We start from the raw sequence: 16344 nt of genomic DNA, 5'->3' as shown, positions 1-16344 counted from the left end.
AGCAAAAATCCTCACCAGAGATAATTTGTATCTCATATGCGGTATCTCATATGAGGATTTCACCCTACGCTTCCAGTCCGAAAACTTGGTCGACACCCTCTTGAGTTATTGGATTTCGGAGTGAGTATTCCGCCTTCGAGCACAGCAATAATCCCTTACTGACCAGCTCTCTACGAACGCGTGCCAGGTTCTTCACGCTTACCCCACTAAATGCGCACAGATCATTGGACCTTATTGTGAGTCTTGCGCTGTTCATCTCATGCGCAACCCGATACAGCGCAAGCATCAACTTCCACTCTTCTGTGGAGAGTCTTTCATCAACGAGAAAGCAAGGCAGACTGAACGTGCCCGGAATCTCGAAATCGAGGGGGAACGAGACACGAGCCTTTCCCTCCTTGAGATAAATAAAGCCTGCCTCTTTCAGTCGGGTTCGCTCCCGATATACATTCACCACGCGCATTCCTAGCCGGTCAGCCAAGCTCTGCACTGACCCGTTCTTTTTGTGTGCTAAGGCAAACAGCAAATCAATTGGTCTGCTTGTGAGCTTGAGGAAGTTTTCGTCACTGATGAGCGATATAGGAATGTTTATTACATCGTGGTCGCTTGAAATCACCTTCTTCATAGAGCGGCCTCCGCGATTTTCTTTGCAATCTGCCGTTCGACTCTCGCCACCTGATGGCGCGACAATCGGAGACCAGTTGCGATGTCTTTTTGCTTTTGCCCAGCGAGCAGCAGCTCTGCCACCTTGCGCTGTGTTCCTTTCAACTGGTCTATGCCACAACCCGGGGCAGGTGCAGCACTATCACGCTCATCCATTCGCCATTGCTGGAATGCAGCCACTTCGTGCGCAGGAACGGTATAGTTTTCGTCATCACATTCCGCCACATCTTCAGGCGCTGAGGACTCAAACAGCGCCCGTTCGTCCATCCAATTGTTAAAGAAAGTGCTTGCACGTTTCACCCACGCTCGATTGATGTAGTTGGAGAATGATCCTCTGCATCGCTGTTCAATGACGGATTGGCAGATTGATGCTTTAAACTCACTCACTAAATCTTCTTCGGTCCCCTGCATACGTGCGTCAAAGGTGCGAGACTCTTTCCGTGCTTTCGCGTAGACGTAGTCCTCCAAAACGGTCATCACGTCAGAGACACTGTTTTCACCAGACTTGTATTTCGTATAGGCGATGTTCAATTCCGATTGGCTGATCCTTCGATGACGCCGCACATGGGTAGAGCTTCTGCCTCCTCCGCTTCCAGCTCCGATGAAGCACGCCTCCTGTTCCGATAGGTGATCCACAATGCGGATGATGGTTGCGCGACTCTGGCGGAATTGATAGGCGTCTCGCACAGCTTCTGCGAGTTTTGTGATTTCGCCTTGATGTTCCCAACCTTTGGTCATTCGGTTGGTGCAGCGTCCGTAGTATGAGCGACCATGAACGCAGCTCTCCTGTAACCAGCTTCCAGGCTTCAGGCTCAAGGGTGTTGGAGGAGCAGGCGCACTCTCGTCATTGATGACAGCATCGTATCCGGCTGCTGTGGTATCGGTGATGGCTTCGGTGGCCATTGCCGCAATGTCGAAAACGGCAGATTCAAACTCTTGCAATAAATTCAATTTTGTTCCTTGTGGATGAGAGAGACCTGCATCGTGTCAAAGGCACAATGGGGCAGACCTCGGTATGAGGTGGGAGAAGTCGTCAACAGGACACGAGTCGCACGTGTGCGTCTGCGTTGTCACGCGAAGACCGTCGTCAGATTGTCAGAGGGTTTAGTTCAGACGGCTAGCATTGCCGGTGAGTTCTCGGTGGTCACGTGAAGCAAAGCGTTCAAGTTCTTCAAACGAAACCATCGGCTTCTTGCCCAAATAACGGACCTTCAGTCGCTTTGTTTTTATGAGATAGTCCAGAGACCGCTGCGAAATGGACAACGCGTGGGCAGCATCACGGCGTGAGTAAAGAAGTTTTGGGGGCAGTTCACCTGCGGCCATCAAGTCGATGGTCGTTGAGACATAGAGCGAGTTGTGCATTGGTTCCTTTGCGTAGATAGGGAGGTAGATAGTGCAGATTGGGTGATAGGACGGAAACGCCGCTGGAGCATCATAGATGACCGCAGCGAGACCGTTAGGATTTAGCGGATTGTGTTGCAGCGTTCTAAGGATGGCCTAGCTCCTGTCACAGCAGGTCAGCACAACATCCCGAGACTTTGATTACTGCGCTGTCTCTGCGCGGCCTGAGTATTTGGGTCGTGGCATTGACCCGTAACGAGGTTGCATTTTGGTTTCGACAGACCGCTGACTGCTGCGGTTAGTTGCCGTCCCTAGTGCGCCTGTTACTTGCTGCGTTAGTTCCTTATTCAGTGCTTAAAGCGCTAAGTTCACAGACAGCTGACAACTCTGCCCAACCCTCTAACTGTGATGTCTCAAATGTAAGGGGGTGAAAGAGGAAAGTCAAGAAGTTTTTACGTGCAACATTCAGATTCTACTGAGGTTACCTGCCTCTTACTCTTCTTACTCTAGCGTCTGGAAAACACAAAAGTCAATCAAAAAACTCAATGCGACGACGAAAAGCTTTTGCTGTATCACTTCTGTATCACACAATCAGGTGAAGTAATTGTCAGGAACTAAGCCTATCGAACAATCGCCAGTGTTTATAAGAGGTTTTGTGGTGGCCCGGGCAGGAGTCCAACCTGCGACCTTCGCGTTAGGAGTGCGCTGCTCTATGCAACTGAGCTACCGGGCCTTGTACCCAGTGTAACCCGCCCTTCGACCACCCTCGAATGGTAAACTTTACGGTGGAGACTTTATGCCTGAGATACAGCGACGTCGTGCAGTCACGGTCAACATTGGTGGCGTTCATGTAGGTTCCACCGCACCGGTCGTCGTCCAATCGATGACCAATACCGACACCGCCGACGTCGAGAGCACCGTCCAGCAGATCGCCGCCCTGGCGCGCGCTGGCTCCGAGATGGTTCGCATCACCGTCAACAACGACGATGCCGCCAAGGCAGTCCCCTACATCGTCGAAGGCATCGCGAAAAAGGGTTGGACGACGCCTATCATCGGCGACTTCCACTACAACGGTCATCTCCTCCTCGCAAAGTATCCCGACACCGCGAAGGCGCTCTCAAAGTACCGCATCAATCCCGGCAACGTCTCCATCGGCCGCAAGGACGATGACAACTTCCGCACTATGGTCGAGGTCGCGGTCAAACACCAGAAACCCGTGCGCATCGGCGTCAACTGGGGCTCGCTCGATCAGGCTCTGCTGACGAAGATGATGGACGAGAACTCCAGGTCCTCCAATCCCCTTCCCGCGCGCGACGTCATGATGGAGGCGATGGTCGTCTCCGCGCTCGACAATGCCGCCGCAGCCGAGCGCTATGGCCTTCGCCGCGACCAGATTGTTCTTTCCGCCAAGGTCTCCGGCGTTCGCGATCTCATCGACGTCTACACTGAGCTTGCGCGTCGCTGCGACTACGCACTGCACCTCGGTCTCACTGAAGCAGGCATGGGCATGAAGGGCATCGTCGCCTCCGCTGCCGGCCTCGCCCCGCTGCTTCTCTCCGGCATCGGCGACACCATTCGCGTTTCGCTCACACCGACTCCCGGAGGCGACCGCTCGGAAGAGGTCCGCTGCGGCCAGCAGATTCTTCAATCGCTCGGCATTCGCAGCTTCATGCCGCAGGTCACAAGCTGCCCCGGCTGCGGACGCACCACCTCAACCTACTTCCAGGAACTCGCCGAGCGCATCCAGGGCTATCTCGTCGAACAGATGCCCGAGTGGAAGAAGCAGTACGCCGGCGTCGAGGAGCTCAAGCTCGCCGTCATGGGCTGCATCGTCAACGGTCCCGGCGAGTCCAAGCATGCCAACATCGGCATCTCGCTGCCCGGAACCTTCGAGGAGCCGAAGGCCCCCGTCTATGTCGACGGCAAGCTCTTCACCACGCTCAAAGGAGACCGCATCGTCGAGGAGTTCCAGGAGATCCTCAACGAGTACGTCGAGAAGCGCTACGGCAAGGTTCTCGTCGAAGCATAGCTCCTCCGTTCTCCTCGGGGACGGTCACTCCGGCTTTCCTGAATTCGCACCTCTGTGTGGAGCGTCGTTGTTGCGAAGCTCGCTGAGCGGATAGAAGGTGTCGCGCCAGGTCACGCCACCATCGCGGAGCGTTGTGAGAGTCGAGCGAAGCAGCGAGTAGAGAAACAGCACGGCCCCTGCCGGGAACAGCACCGCATACCAAGGCGATATCTTCGAGTGGCGCGAGGAGAGCACATAGAGTGCGGCGATCACAGCCAGGCTGAGAACAGCCGCAGTGCGCGTCGCAGCCAACGCGAAGAAGACGACGGGACCGAGGCAGAAGAGCGCGATCCCAAGACAAGCGATTAGAACAAGCTCGAGCCGAAAGCCGAAGACGGCGAAGAGATTTTTGGTCATTACATTGACTACTCCCGCCGCCCCGGCCGCCCAGTGCACGTTGACCATTCCGGGAGCGGTGGCGACGCGCTGGCGGAGGTGAGCGAGCTTTACCTTGCGTGCGAGCGTGAGGTCTTCGAGGATCTCCATGCGGAGGGCGTCGAAGCCGCCGAGCTTTTGGTAAGCATCGGTTCTGAGAAGGTTGAAGGCCCCGATACCGATCGAGTCGCGGATGGCCTTCGGATCGCTGGCCTTCCAGGGCCGCGCCGCCCACATCCCCATCACCCCCAGATATCCGAGGATCACTCCTTCGCTCGGCGTCTTGATGATCGGGGTTGGGAAGGTGACGAAGTGGTCGGCGTTTGTGGCTTCGGCCTGCGCGAGGGAGCGGCGGAGCGTTTCGGGGGCGAAGATGATGTCGGCGTCGGTAAAGAGCAGATAGTCGGGGCGATGCACGACGATGGCGTACCGTGCGGCGAGTGCCATCGCATGGGTCTTTCCGAGCCAGCCGGCGGGAAGTTCGGCGATGTGGAGGGCTTTCAGCTTTGCGGGGTTCTTCGATGCCAATTCGTCGATGATGGTTCCTGTCGCGTCGGTGGAGCGGTCGTCAACGGCGACGATTTGAAGGTTTGCATAGTCCTGCTTGAACAGCGATTCGAGGCACGACGGCAGCGCTGCGGCTTCGTTGCGGGCAGGGACGATGACGGTGATTGGCGGGTTGGCAACGGGTGATTTGTCGAACTCCGGCTTTAGCAGGTTCGCGATCGTTGGCAGGCCGCGCCAGGCAGTAATCGCTTTCCAGAGCCAGGCGAGGGCGACGAGCCAGGCAACGCCGATTGTGATTCCTCCGATATGCATTGGCAGAAAAGCAGATCCCTCCACTCCGCTACGCTCCGGTCGGGATGACAACTTTTATAGACGAAACAGACATTATGCGGCAGCGGCAGGCTGTTCGTCGGTGAGCGGTGGGGCGTAGCGCGACCCGATGAAGAAGATGATGGAAGCAACGAGCATGGTGATGAGCGTTGAACCGAGGCCGAGGTTGAGCGTGGAGCGGTCGCTGACCGCTCCGATGATGCGAGGTGAGATTGCATCGCCGAGCGCGTGGATGACGAGCAGTTGTCCGGCCATCGCGGTGGCGCGGACCTCGGGGCGGACTGCGTTCATCGTTGCGGCGTTCACGGGGCCTGTGCCGAGGAAGATGAGGAAGATGGCGAGCGCGAGCGATGGGACGGTGAGGTTGTGGGGGCCGAAGAAGCAGACCAGCGCGGGTGGCACAGCGAGGGCGGCGCTGATGGCGGGGACGAGGTAAAGCGCCTTCGGCGTCCTCTTCGACCAGCGCTGCGCGATGACACCGCCGGTGATGGTCCCGAGCAGGCCGGTGACGACGGTGACGGCCCCCATCAGGTAGGCCGCACTCGATTGCGTGCGTCCGGCGACGCGCTGGAGGAAGGACGGCATCCACCAGGAGATTCCGCCGAGCGAGAACGTGACGGCGGCATAGCCGAGGATGGAGCAGAGGTACGCCTTATTCCTCACCAGGCTGAGGACGGTTTCCTTCTCCAGCTTCGCCTTTTCGTGCTGGCTTGCTCCGCGCTCGGGCTCCTTCATGAAGAACAGGATGAGCAACGCGATGATCACGCCGGGAATGGCGGAGACGATGAAGGCGTGTCTCCAACCGTACTTATCGCCGATGACTCCTCCGACGAGGTAGCCGAGCGCGGCGCCGACGGGAATGGCGATGTTGAAGATGGTGAGCACGCGGTTGCGCTGCTCGGCCGGGTAGAAATCAGAGAGCAGGGCCGGGGCGAAGATTCCGAAGCTGGCCTCGCCGATACCCAGGGCCGCGTGGCGGAGATTGAGTGAGTCGTAGGACGTGACTGAAGCGGTGAAGAAGTTGATGCCGCTCCAGAAGAGCGCGGCGATCACGATCATAGGTTTGCGCGGGAAGCGGTCGCCCAGCCAGCCCGTGATGGGCGAGGTGACCATGTAGGCGATCATGAACCAGAAGGTGAGGGTTCCGATGTGCTCATCGGTGAGGTGGAACTCGCCTTTGATCTGCTCCTGTACGCCGGGCAGGATGTAGCGGTCGATATAGTTGACGAAGTTGAGCGCGGTGAGAAGGACGAGCGCGGTGGTCGCTCCAACTACAGCCGTGGAGCGCGTCGGTTTGGTCGCGGAGGCCATCACTGGGAGGATAGCAGCGGAAGGTGCATACGATAAATCTGTCGCTTCGTTCTTAGGACTTCGCTCCTGCCTTCGCAGAGTGGAAGACAGCTCCGCCTCTGTTATGAGAGAGGCAAGCCTGAAGGCCTGGCGTACCCAGAAGCGGTTCGCGCACTGCGCGAATGATCCAATCATGTCGCGATAAGACTGCGTCATGAATGGGGCACCCGAGATATGGGCGGGTTGAATGTATGGGACACCCGCACAACGGTTCGAGCTTCGCTCGAATGCCCACCTTAGCCGTTGCGCGGCGAAGATGGGGCATCCGTATTCTCCTGTGCGTGCGCGTCGTTGCTGTGGCTTGCACCGCTGCGATGACGATGGTCTGAGGTTCCGGCGCGGTGCAGCGCTCGGAGGGTTTAGCGGAAAGTGGGCGGTTGTTGCTGTAGTGTTTGCCGAGGGACTCAAGCAGCAGGGACCCGATGCCATTGTCGAGTTTTTCCCATTGGCCGGGGCGGCCTGTGAAGTCAGGGATGGCTTCGTCGTTGTGCTTACGTTCGACGGAGACATAGCCGGGTGTTTGAGAGATGGGTCCTCCGTCTGCTGCGAACTGCGGGTGTTCTTCAGTGCCGTAATGAGAATGGGACTCGCGGCGTTTCTCTTGCGCAATGCGCTCCTGGGGATTGTCGCCGAGGTATTGCATGGGTTTGGGCAGAGCCTTGAAGTGATTGTTCTGATGCTGGTTGATGTTGCTGGAGGCGAGTTGCAGGGAGTAGAGCAGGAGTCCGGCACGGCGGGAGTCGATCTCTGCCGCGGCGATGGCCTGCATGACAGCTTCGATGGCGCGCTGTATCTCTTCGCGTGTGCGGATGGATGAGAGCGTGATGGAGCGATGGCGGGCCTTGCGCTCGCGGATCTGTTCGACGGAGCCGCGATGTTCGCTGTGGAAGTAGCAGAGGTTGCCGCCACGGAGGGCCGGGCTTCCGCAGCGCCCGCCATTGGATTTGTCGTGGGTACAGCGGGTACGGCCTGTGGTGTCTTTGTGGTCCTCGATTTCGGTGCATCCGTGCATGGGTCCCCCCCGGTATGATTTTGCGCAAGATATTGGAAACACATGCCTTGCGAGTGGGGTCACAAAAAGCATGTTGTCCGGTCCTGCGATTGAAGGCTTAAAGCGAAAAAGCCCAGCGGTGGCTGGGCCTTCGAAAGAGCGATGTCCTTAATTTAAGGTTAGCAGTACCTGTCAAGAAAACGCGGTGGAAAACAGGGGTAAGCAATTCAGAACATGACAGTTATTTTTGTGCCGACTGTTTTTTCATGCGATGGGCAGATTGACCTGAATGATGGGCTGGACGTTGGTGAAGTTGGCGATATCCCCGAGAACAGCAGCACCTGCTGCGAGCGACTTGTTAAGGTGGCCGGTCGAAGTGAAGGCGAGGTGCGCGATGAGTTCGTAGGCGGGCGCACTGCCATCGGGGGTGGAGACGCCGCGGAAGATTTCGACACGCTCAAGACCAGTCGGCGTCCATGTGGACTTGACGAGCGGCGTGTGGGTCTTGAGGTAGTAGTCGTGATCGAAGTGCGAATCAGCGGTTTTGGGATAGAGGACAGAGACGATGACCATTCCACGGATTATATGCAGTGCCGGGCGGGTTGGCATCCTCTCGTAGTTCGGCCGAAGACACCTCAGTGAAAGCCGCTTTCCCGGGAATCTAACGGCACGGCTGAAGCCGAGTCCTTAAGCAGGACCGACTTTTGCTGCGCTCGGAATGCCACGTTTGGGTATCTATTGATTGGGATTCTGATCTCTGATCTCGTAATCGGCGGGGGGCTGGAAGAGTTGGGGGGCGGGGTCGGCGCGGTCGAGGCTGATGACCTCGGTGGTTCGTGTTCCCATGCGCGGATCAGTGAATACGCCACGAATAAGGATATGCAGATCCGTTGCGAACCATGTCTCGTTGACAGCTTCGATGGGCCTGTCGTTGCCGGCGAATCCGATGGGATAGATCGTGGTGGTCCTGGAACCTTCAGAGAGAACACCGTTAATGCTCTGAGTGCCGAGCTTCTCGATATGCTGCTCGGGGCGCTGGCGTGTGTTGGCAGGTGCTCCAGGGGGAGCGGATGTCATTGCAGATGAAGCAACTCCGCCTGCGACCACCGTGCCTACCGTGCTGCCGGAAGCCAATGCAGCGAAGCCGGCCTGAGCTCGAGATTGAGGATCGGGCATATGGACGCGAGTTGCGTGCTTGCTGTTGCTGGTCCAGACGATCGTAGTCCGTGTCATCGGGTCAAAGATGGATGACTGCATCATCGACTGGTCGTGGCCGAAAGATACGTCGCTTTTACGCAGCGTCCGGCCTGCGGAGTCTCTCGCAAAGAACGATATCGTCTCGGTCTTGATATGGGTGCCGTCGGAGAGGGTCTGGACGACGATTGTCTTCTCAGTAGCAGAGTACGGGGTGTTCTGCGTGGAGCGGATCTGCGCGAAGGCGACGGAGGCGAAGAAGAGAGCGGAGGCGGCGATCAGACGGCGTGCAGTGGTCAACGTGAATCTCCTTTGAGGCGTGCTGGAGATGCTGCTGAGCGGCTGCACGTAAGTCTGATCTATTTCGCCTGCAAATTCAACAGGTAGAGCTAACCACGAGGCCCCTTGGAGTTTTTAGGGCGTGGGTAGAAGGCTTCGACGATGGTCGAGATTCCGCCGCGGGGACGGAAGTCGCCGACGACGAGCGCCCATTCGGGGTCGGTGGCTTTGACGACGTCGTCGAGGACCTGGTTGACGATGTTCTCCTGGAATATGCCGAGGTTGCGGTAGGTGAAGAGATATTCCTTGAGACTCTTCAGCTCCATGCAGCGCTTGCCGGGCATGTAGCGGATGGTGAGCCTGCCAAAGTCAGGAAGCCCGGTCTTGGGGCAGACACTGGTGAACTCCGGGTCGTCGATGAGGATCTCGTAGGCCTTGAACTGATTGGGCCAGGTTTCGATCTCCGGGAACTTTGTATCGAGGCCGGAGGCGGCGTGATCGTCGGTGTAGCCGGTGGTCTTTTTGGGAGCTTTTTCCTGCTTGGGCATAGCTCTATTTTATCGGGTACGGTTAGGAATCCTGCAAACCCATCTTAGCCGCTGCACGGCGAAGACGCCCCCTATTCTGGCCAAGGAAGATTCCCGGATAAAGAAAATGCTTCCTATTTGGAGCAGGGGAGGCATAAGATTTTGCCCGGCAAACAAGGGGGCTCGTGTGCTGAAGCCTTTTTTCTGCTGTACGCTGCTTCTCGCATATTCTCCACAACAACCCGCTCCTGTCCCTGCACCGACGCCGACAGCGATTCCGGCTGAAGCGGCGCGCATGGTGAACCCGGTTAAGCCAACGCCTGAGTCGTTGGCCCGCGCGAAGAAGATCTACGGCTATGAGTGTGCCCTCTGCCACGGGGCAAACGGTGATGGGAAAGGTGATGCTGTCGCCGATATGAAGCTGAAGATGAAGGACTATACCGACCCGGCAACTCTCAAGGACATAACCGATGGCGAGATGTTCTACATCATCAGGAATGGCAAGGGCCAGATGCCGGCCGAAGATGTCGCGCGCGCGAAGGACGAGGATGTGTGGAACATGGTTGTGCTGCTGCGGTCGTTTGCGAAGAAATGACGCTCGTGAGCAAGCCTAATCGCGGCGGCCCAGCGTTGGACGATCGTCGCCGGTGCTCGATGGGTTGTTGGGGTTGGAGGGATCGTTGTTGCCTCCGCCTACGCGACGCAGGGTGGGCTTGCCGTCCTTGCCTTTGTCGTTGAGCTTGCGCTTGTTTTCGATGCGGGCGAGGCGCGCCTTGACGTCGTCGAACTCGGAGGTCGAGACGATGTAGTCGGGCCGTGCAGGCATGATGGTGGCGATCTCGTCTTCAGACTTGTTGATACGGTCCGGGGTCTGCGGGTGGTCGCTGAAGACCTTGGCGAGAGTGCCCGGCTTGTGCTTCTCGAGAGCGTCGAGTTTCTCAAAGAACTGGATGAAGGCCTGCGGGTCGTAGCCGGTCTTGTACATGTACTGGAGACCGAGCCAGTCGGCCTCGGCCTCGTCGGCGCGCGAAAACTTGAGGAAGGCGATGGGGATCGCGAGTTGCGTGGCCTCGTAGATACCGTAGCCGGTCCATGTGCCCGAGGTGAAGATGATGAGCGGGATGGAGCCGATCTGCGCCATGTTCATCTTCGTCATCTGGCGGGCGGCGTGATGGGCGCAGACGTGCGCGGTCTCGTGGGCCATGACACCGGCGAGCTCCGCTTCTTCGTCGGCAGCGAGGATGAGGCCCGAGTTGACATAGAAGAAGCCTCCGGGCAGTGCCATCGCATTAATCTCGTCGGAGTCGATGATCTTGATGGTGAAGGGAACCTTGCAGTCGGAGTTCTTGACGATGTTCTGGCCGACGCGGTTGACGTACTCGACGATGACCGGATCGGTGACCATGTGCGCGGACTTCTCAATCTCCATGGAGTATTGCTTGCCCATGCGAATCTCGGAGTCGGTCGAGTACCAGTTGCCGAGACCGCGGCCACCGATGTTGCGGGTACCGATGGCGTCGACGTCGTCCTCACTTCCCTTCTTGATGTGGGGGTCGAGGTTCTCGCCGGGGGACGGAAGCGAGTCGGCTTTGGGCTTGGGGGCCTTTTCCTTGTGGTCAAGGGCGGCATCTTTGTCCTTCTTGCCGTCGGAGCCGGAGGCGGGGCCGTTGTTGTTGTCGCCGGCGCCGGGGGCAGCCGTAGGCTGCGACGGGGATGCCGGAGGCGTCGAGGACGGAGTCTGCGCCCAGGAGACAACAGACAAGGCAAGGATGGCTGCCAGACCTAGTTGCGTCGCGCTACGCATAGTTTGTCTCCTTAAAGGTTGGGCCTACAGGCTCGTCTTATATAGACGTAGTATGCGCTTGAAAAGTCGTGCTGGACAAGGAGCGGCGCAAGGATACTGAATGCAGATCCCTCCGCTAACTCTACGGAATGACAAACAAATGACATGCGCCTTGCATGCCTTACCAGGCGGAGTAGGAGGTGCCGTCACCGGCTACCCCCTGGGCACCGGAGTGGACGTCGGTGATGCCGGGTTCAGTCTGGTCGAGGGACTGGAGGGTGTCGTCCTGGGAGGGGACCCAGGTGTCGGTGCGGTGGGTGAAGGGATCGAGCGGCATGGCTTTGAGGTAGCCTGCCTGGACGAGATCGTCGAGGGACTGCGGGGCCTTCTGCTTGTCGACGGTATAGGAGTCGATGGCGGAGCGCATGGTGCGGAGGTCTTCTTTGAGAACGGCCTCACGGGCGTGGCGGACGCTCTGGACGTACATCGGGACGGCGATGGCCGCGAGCAGGCCGATGATGACCATGACGATCATCAGCTCGATGAGAGTAAAGCCGTGCTCAGCATCCTGCAAACCCACCTTAGCCGCTACGCGGCGAAGATGGGGCACCCGGTTTGTGGCTTTGTTCACCATGTCGCGTACTTTGTTCCGTCGAGGGCTGTGCCGAGGCTCTTGGAGTGGACGTCGAAGACGTTCTGGCCGCCGAAGGAGTCGGAGTCGGGGTCGTCCTGATTGGAGCGCAGGCTCCATTCGTTCGTGCCGGTCATGGGGTCGGTTGGAATCTTGCGAAGGAAGCGGACTTTCTTGCCTTGAACGTCGACTCCGTCGACCAGGGTCTGGAGGTCGGGGGGATAGCCGATGGAGTCGGCCTTAATCTGGAAGGCGCCTTTGTCGGCGGCATCTTTATAACGGTCGATGGCGGCGCGCATCTCCCAGAGGTCGCGGCGCAGCTCACGCTCCTTCTCGCGGCGTACCTGAAAGCGGACGATGGGGACGGCTGCTGTTGCGAGGATGGAGAGGATGGCCACGACAATGATCAGTTCGACGAGGGTGAGGCCGGCTTCGGGGTTTGTGACGTTGGTCGGACGGCAAAAACATACCCCAGGGGCCGAAGCCCCTTCCGTCTCTGCATGAAGAGAAGGCCAAGCCTGAAGGCTTGGCGTCCCTAGAAGCTGTTCGGACTTCCGCGCGGTGCGAGATGGTTCGAGCTTTGCTCGAATGCCCACCTTAGCCGCGATAAAACCGCGGCGAAGATGGGGCACCCATTCGTGCCCGTTCGGAGGAGACAAGCGGAAAACCGGGTTGGACTGCGCAATCACTTGACATGCACCAGAGTCTGCGAGCCTACGGCGGGCAGATTGGCCTGCGTGCTGGAGCGGGCCCCAACCTTGACGAGTGCGAGGTTGGAGTCGCCCGCTGCGATGGCCTTGAAGGTGAGAGTGGCGACGCTTCCCTGCCCGTTGACTCCCGCTACATTGGGAGGACGCGACGTGGAGATGGTCACCAGACCGTTGCCCTCATCACGATGGACGATGGAGACGGCTTGTCCGTCACGCGCGAGCAGGTCGCCGGCATCGACGTTGACGAGCTGGAGCACTGCCGGGTTGAACTGGAGCTGGATCGGCACGGCGTAGAGATCGCGCGCATTCGCAGCCGTGACAGCAACCTGGAAGGTGCTGCCTACAGCTTGATCGCCTGATGGCGGGGTGACGGAGAGGCTGATCGGAGGACCGGCGGGCTGCGCCGTAGCCGGGTTCGGTGTCTGCGAGGCTGGCGGCGGCGCAACCGGTTGCGCCTGCTGCTTCATCTGGAGAGCGGCGGCGGCGGCGGCGTTGGCTGCCGAGGTGGCCTGACCGATCTGCGCCTGACGACCCGGCGTGACAGCGGTACCAAGATCGGCGAGAGTCGGGTCCTGACGAAGCTCGATCGCCTGACCAGTGCCGGTATCGATGGCGCGGGTGTTGGCGCGGGTAAGCACGGATTCGCGGACGATGTGCGGGATGATCAGGAAGATGATCTCGTTATCCTGCACCTCTTTGTTGTTGGTCGCGAAGAAGTACTTGAAGAAGGGCAACTCTCCCAGGCCGGGTGTCCCGGCGGTGCTGCGGTTGTCAGATTTGCTGACGAGTCCGGCGAGGATCGAGGGCTCGCCTTCCTTAAGCTGAATGGTCTGCTCAACGACGTTCTGGCCGATGATGGGCTGAGTGACGTTGGAGATGGTGACGGACCCTTGCTGAGAGGAGACTTCCAAATGGGTCTTGAGTGTGACCTCGCGGTCGTAGTGAACGGTGGGGGTGATGTCGATCTGGACGCCTACGTCGAGGTAGGTGAACTGCGTTTGCACACCAATGCTGGCGACTCCGGTGGAAACGCCGGCGTTATAACTGCCGGTGGCGATGGGAATCTTCTGGCCGATCTTGAGATTGGCGCGCTGACCGTCGGTGGCGCGGATACGCGGGTTCTGCAGAATGCGCGTGTCCGAAGACGATAGCAGAGCGTTGAGCGTGGCGCCGGGGATGGAGACCGCGAAGTTGGTAGCGTTGATGTTGGCCAGTGAGTTGAGCGTGAAGTTGGACGGGGTTGTCGAATTGTTGTTGGAGCTGCTTGAACTGCTGGAACTGCTCGACGTGCTGTTGGATGAAGCCTGCGGGGTGATGGTGATCGACTGCGGCAGCGTGATGCCGAGATTGCGGACCTTGTCGCGGTTGACCTGCAGGATGGCGACGTCGACGACGACTTCAGGGCGGGCGCGGTCGACGTCGGCGATGATCTTCTGTGCGAGAAGAAGCTGGTCCGGCGTAGCGCGCACAATGATGGCGTTCTGTGAAGGAACGAGTGTGATCTTGGTGCTGGGATCGAGCACGTTGCGGATCGCGGTGAGGACTTCGTTGGCGTCGGCCTGACCGGAGGCGTTGGTGAGGTAGAAGGTCTGGACGGCGTACTCGTCGAGGTCGCTGCGCTTGGTGCGGTTGTTCTGCGCGACAAAGATCGTGTTGGGGGTGACGGGCTTGTAGAAGGTCCCGGCAATGGTTCCGACGATGCGCAGAGCGTCGCTAAGCGAGACGTTGGTGAGGTCGACGGGGATGCGCTTGGAGGTGTAGTCGGGGTCGAAGATGACGTTGAGGCCGGCCATCTTGCCGATGGCCTGGTAGATGTTCTTGACGTCTTCAACCATGTGCAGGGTGAGCGGCGCGTTGGAGACGGGCTTGAGCTCGATGGGGCCGGCGACGGTGGCGAGGTCGCGGGAGACGACGTCCTGACCGGCCATCTGGGGCAGGCCCGGGTTGGGGGGTGGAGTGGGAGGAGCCGCAAGCTCCTTCTGCACCTGGTCGAGCTCCTGCTGCGCGGACTGGTTGCCTGGATCGATCTGGATGGCGCGGGTGAACTCGTTGAAGGCGCCGTTGAGGTCGCCGTTCTGGCGGAGGACGCGGCCGCGGTCGACGTGCGAGACAGCTGCCTGGAAGCGTGTGGTCTCAAGGTGCGCCTTGTAGCGGAGGTCCTTGGGCTTCTTGAGGTTGGCCTGACGGTAGTCCTCGTAGGCGGCGTCCCAGTCCTGGTGCGCCTCGGCGTCGACGCCTTTTTTGTACCACTTGCCCGCGGACTGAGCGTGCGCGACGGAAGAACCGCCGGAGATGAGGAGTACAGGCACGATGGCAGCGAACGCCGCTGTTGCCGTAAGCGTCTTAGCGGTGTGTGTGGCCAGCTTCGAGAGAATTATTGTCTTGCCGCGACCCATTCTGCTTCTATCTGCTTCCTTTAATTGATCAAGAGCGAGCCGTGCGCCGGAGACCGATGCCAGACCAGCGCTACAAAAACTGCCTGTGGAAGCGGCGCCTGTCAGGCTGTCGCGCTCGGGTGAGTATAGCATCTGGTGCAACGTTTACCTCGGTCGGAAGGGGTGAGGCTTTTGGGTCATCCCTGCCCTGGCGACTGCCGCCAGACGAGGGTTTTTGCTTGCTGTTCTATGGGGTTAGACGTGGAATTGAGGGATGGGTGAGGCTGGGGATTTGCCACGTTTGGGTTATGAGGTTCCGGGCTGCGGAAGTCTGCTGATCGGGAGAGGTTCCATCCCACCCTTCGCAAAATCGCGAAGGATGGGGCACCCGGCCTCCTGTAAAAAATGCAGGTTCCTCGACTTCGCCCGGAATAACAAGGTTGAGGGTGGGAGCAAGGTTCGCGCTTTGCGCGAATGATTCCACATCTGACGATAAGACTGCCGATATGGGACCCCCGGCTTGGCAGCTCTATCTGCGTGTTAAAGTAGAAGATTCATGCCTCGTTCGCTTTCCAATCCGACAGCCGCCTACCAGCCGAAGGCCGCGACGGCCAAGCCAAAGGACCGCGACCCGGTTGCAGCGGGCCAGAGAGACGCCGCGCAAAACCGGGCGGCGAGCCATAACTACTTCCTGACAGACAGGTTTGAGGCGGGGGTGGCGCTGCGGGGGACCGAGGTAAAGTCGATTCGCGAGGGCAAGGCGAATCTGAAGGACTCCTATGGGCTACTGAAGGACGGCGAGTGCTTTCTGCTGAATGCGCACATCGGGCCGTTCTCGCATGGAAACTCGATGAACCATGAGTCGCTGCGGACGCGGAAGCTGCTGCTGCACAGGCAGGAGGTTCGGAAGCTCGAGGCACTGACGCGACAGAAGGGCTTCACGCTGATTCCGACACGGCTTTATTTCCGTAACGGCCGCGTGAAGTGCGAGCTTGCGCTGGCGAAGGGCAAGCAGGACTGGGACAAGCGCGAGACGGAGCGGAGGCGCGAGGCGGACAAAGAGGCCAGGGCAGCCGTGGCGCGGAGTCAGCGGCGGTAGGGCCCTCTTAGAGCCACAAGTCCGGCGCGGCCGGATTCATTCATCCCACCTTCGCGATGAGGCTGCGAAGGATGGGGCACCCGAGAATTGTTTGCCCATTTGACTGTGGATGAATCGTTCTATT

General features: G+C 59.0%; 16 protein-coding genes and 1 tRNA gene. 3 read left to right on the top strand and 14 right to left on the bottom strand.

Translation table 11 applies throughout. The features are described 5' to 3' along the window. Positions 1–64 precede the first annotated feature (64 nt). The 4 genes from JSS95_03820 to JSS95_03805 form a co-directional block, all read right to left on the bottom strand. Positions 65–622, bottom strand: a complete 558-nt coding sequence (locus JSS95_03820) for a hypothetical protein (GenBank protein MBS1798932.1) — start codon at positions 620–622, stop codon at positions 65–67. Further along, positions 619–1611, bottom strand: coding sequence for a hypothetical protein (locus JSS95_03815; GenBank protein ID MBS1798931.1), 993 nt, complete (start codon positions 1609–1611; stop codon positions 619–621). The genes JSS95_03820 and JSS95_03815 overlap by 4 nt, the downstream gene beginning before the upstream one ends. 153 nt (positions 1612–1764) lie before the next feature. Further along, a complete protein-coding gene (locus tag JSS95_03810) occupies positions 1765–2022 on the bottom strand; it encodes a hypothetical protein (protein MBS1798930.1) in 258 nt (85 codons plus the stop codon). Between the two features lie 635 nt (positions 2023–2657). Continuing rightward, positions 2658–2734, bottom strand: a tRNA-Arg gene (locus JSS95_03805). Between the two features lie 63 nt (positions 2735–2797). Between JSS95_03805 and ispG the strand changes: the two genes are divergently transcribed. Beyond that, on the top strand, positions 2798–4030 hold the full coding sequence (gene ispG, locus JSS95_03800) for a flavodoxin-dependent (E)-4-hydroxy-3-methylbut-2-enyl-diphosphate synthase (protein ID MBS1798929.1): 1233 nt from the start codon (positions 2798–2800) through the stop codon (positions 4028–4030). Between the two features lie 24 nt (positions 4031–4054). Here ispG and JSS95_03795 read toward each other — a convergent pair whose 3' ends face one another. The 6 genes from JSS95_03795 to queF all read right to left on the bottom strand — a co-directional run bounded on the left by JSS95_03795 (position 4055) and on the right by queF (position 9643). Continuing rightward, positions 4055–5263, bottom strand: a complete 1209-nt coding sequence (locus tag JSS95_03795; protein MBS1798928.1) for a glycosyltransferase — start codon at positions 5261–5263, stop codon at positions 4055–4057. 72 nt (positions 5264–5335) lie between these two features. Beyond that, positions 5336–6592, bottom strand: a complete 1257-nt coding sequence (locus JSS95_03790; GenBank protein ID MBS1798927.1) for an MFS transporter — start codon at positions 6590–6592, stop codon at positions 5336–5338. 52 nt (positions 6593–6644) lie between these two features. Beyond that, complete coding sequence (locus tag JSS95_03785) at positions 6645–7643, bottom strand: hypothetical protein (protein MBS1798926.1); 999 nt, start codon at positions 7641–7643, stop codon at positions 6645–6647. A 243-nt stretch (positions 7644–7886) separates the two neighbouring features. Then, on the bottom strand, positions 7887–8195 hold the full coding sequence (locus tag JSS95_03780; protein MBS1798925.1) for an EthD family reductase: 309 nt from the start codon (positions 8193–8195) through the stop codon (positions 7887–7889). Between the two features lie 162 nt (positions 8196–8357). Then, on the bottom strand, positions 8358–9116 hold the full coding sequence (locus JSS95_03775; protein MBS1798924.1) for a hypothetical protein: 759 nt from the start codon (positions 9114–9116) through the stop codon (positions 8358–8360). A gap of 89 nt (positions 9117–9205) precedes the next feature. After that, a complete protein-coding gene (gene queF / locus JSS95_03770; GenBank protein ID MBS1798923.1) occupies positions 9206–9643 on the bottom strand; it encodes an NADPH-dependent 7-cyano-7-deazaguanine reductase QueF in 438 nt (145 codons plus the stop codon). A gap of 166 nt (positions 9644–9809) precedes the next feature. On the opposite strand from queF, the gene JSS95_03765 reads away from it, so the two are divergent. Continuing rightward, positions 9810–10217: a cytochrome c gene (locus JSS95_03765; protein MBS1798922.1), complete on the top strand. Its 408-nt coding sequence runs from the start codon at positions 9810–9812 to the stop codon at positions 10215–10217. 15 nt (positions 10218–10232) lie between these two features. Here JSS95_03765 and JSS95_03760 read toward each other — a convergent pair whose 3' ends face one another. The 4 genes from JSS95_03760 to JSS95_03745 form a co-directional block, all read right to left on the bottom strand. Then, positions 10233–11426: a M48 family metalloprotease gene (locus tag JSS95_03760; GenBank protein ID MBS1798921.1), complete on the bottom strand. Its 1194-nt coding sequence runs from the start codon at positions 11424–11426 to the stop codon at positions 10233–10235. A gap of 160 nt (positions 11427–11586) precedes the next feature. Then, the gene (locus JSS95_03755) at positions 11587–12039 is read right to left on the bottom strand and encodes a prepilin-type N-terminal cleavage/methylation domain-containing protein (protein MBS1798920.1); all 453 of its coding nucleotides are present in this window, start codon (positions 12037–12039) and stop codon (positions 11587–11589) included. Further along, a complete protein-coding gene (locus tag JSS95_03750) occupies positions 12033–12626 on the bottom strand; it encodes a type II secretion system protein (protein MBS1798919.1) in 594 nt (197 codons plus the stop codon). Before JSS95_03750 ends, JSS95_03755 begins: the two co-directional genes overlap by 7 nt. 95 nt (positions 12627–12721) lie before the next feature. Continuing rightward, the gene (locus JSS95_03745; protein MBS1798918.1) at positions 12722–15274 is read right to left on the bottom strand and encodes a type II and III secretion system protein; all 2553 of its coding nucleotides are present in this window, start codon (positions 15272–15274) and stop codon (positions 12722–12724) included. Between the two features lie 403 nt (positions 15275–15677). Between JSS95_03745 and smpB the strand changes: the two genes are divergently transcribed. After that, positions 15678–16220, top strand: coding sequence for an SsrA-binding protein SmpB (smpB, locus tag JSS95_03740; GenBank protein ID MBS1798917.1), 543 nt, complete (start codon positions 15678–15680; stop codon positions 16218–16220). Positions 16221–16344 lie beyond the last annotated feature (124 nt).

It is taken from the genome of Acidobacteriota bacterium (assembly GCA_018268895.1).
Lineage (GTDB): Bacteria > Acidobacteriota > Terriglobia > Terriglobales > Acidobacteriaceae > Edaphobacter.
The sequence above is the reverse complement of the archived record's forward strand: the minus strand, read 5'-3'. Positions and strand labels throughout refer to the sequence as shown.

Bases quoted from the DNA above. Each gene is read 5' to 3' on its own strand.
- JSS95_03820 (MBS1798932.1), bottom strand. From the start codon at position 622: ATGAAGAAGGTGATTTCAAGCGACCACGATGTAATAAACATTCCTATA.
- JSS95_03810 (MBS1798930.1), bottom strand. From the start codon at position 2,022: ATGCACAACTCGCTCTATGTCTCAACGACCATCGACTTGATGGCCGCA.
- ispG (MBS1798929.1), top strand. From the start codon at position 2,798: ATGCCTGAGATACAGCGACGTCGTGCAGTCACGGTCAACATTGGTGGC.
- JSS95_03795 (MBS1798928.1), bottom strand. From the start codon at position 5,263: ATGCATATCGGAGGAATCACAATCGGCGTTGCCTGGCTCGTCGCCCTC.
- JSS95_03790 (MBS1798927.1), bottom strand. From the start codon at position 6,592: ATGGCCTCCGCGACCAAACCGACGCGCTCCACGGCTGTAGTTGGAGCG.
- JSS95_03785 (MBS1798926.1), bottom strand. From the start codon at position 7,643: ATGCACGGATGCACCGAAATCGAGGACCACAAAGACACCACAGGCCGT.
- JSS95_03780 (MBS1798925.1), bottom strand. From the start codon at position 8,195: ATGGTCATCGTCTCTGTCCTCTATCCCAAAACCGCTGATTCGCACTTC.
- queF (MBS1798923.1), bottom strand. From the start codon at position 9,643: ATGCCCAAGCAGGAAAAAGCTCCCAAAAAGACCACCGGCTACACCGAC.
- JSS95_03760 (MBS1798921.1), bottom strand. From the start codon at position 11,426: ATGCGTAGCGCGACGCAACTAGGTCTGGCAGCCATCCTTGCCTTGTCT.
- JSS95_03755 (MBS1798920.1), bottom strand. From the start codon at position 12,039: ATGGTGAACAAAGCCACAAACCGGGTGCCCCATCTTCGCCGCGTAGCG.
- JSS95_03745 (MBS1798918.1), bottom strand. From the start codon at position 15,274: ATGCTATACTCACCCGAGCGCGACAGCCTGACAGGCGCCGCTTCCACA.
- smpB (MBS1798917.1), top strand. From the start codon at position 15,678: ATGCCTCGTTCGCTTTCCAATCCGACAGCCGCCTACCAGCCGAAGGCC.